Raw genomic sequence first — 292 nt, 5'->3', positions numbered from 1 at the left:
TTTCGCCGTTGGGGTCGTAGCCGAAGGTGTTCGTCTGGTTGGAGCCGTCGGTGCGGGAGGCAACGCGGTTCAGGCTGTTGATGCTGCGCGCGGTGCTCCAGGCGATGGCGCCGGTGCTGTTCTTCACCTGCTCGGCCACCCGGTTGCCCATGGCGTCGAGGGTGAACACGCCGGACTCGCCTCGGTTGTTGCTCCAGCCGGTGAGGCGGTGGGCAGCATCGTAGGTGTAGGAAATCGACAGCCCGCCTGGGAGGGTCAGCGTGTCGAGCAGGCCGGTGGGCTTGTAGGTGAA

General features: G+C 66.1%; 1 pseudogene. It reads right to left on the bottom strand.

The features are described 5' to 3' along the window. Window positions 1-292: pseudogene (locus B0W80_RS34265) on the bottom strand (hypothetical protein); the annotation flags it as partial.

Source organism: Variovorax sp. KK3 (genome assembly GCF_001984055.1).
Lineage (GTDB): Bacteria > Pseudomonadota > Gammaproteobacteria > Burkholderiales > Burkholderiaceae_C > Variovorax.
Note: the sequence above shows the minus strand (reverse complement) of the source record. Positions and strands in the feature narration are given on the sequence as shown.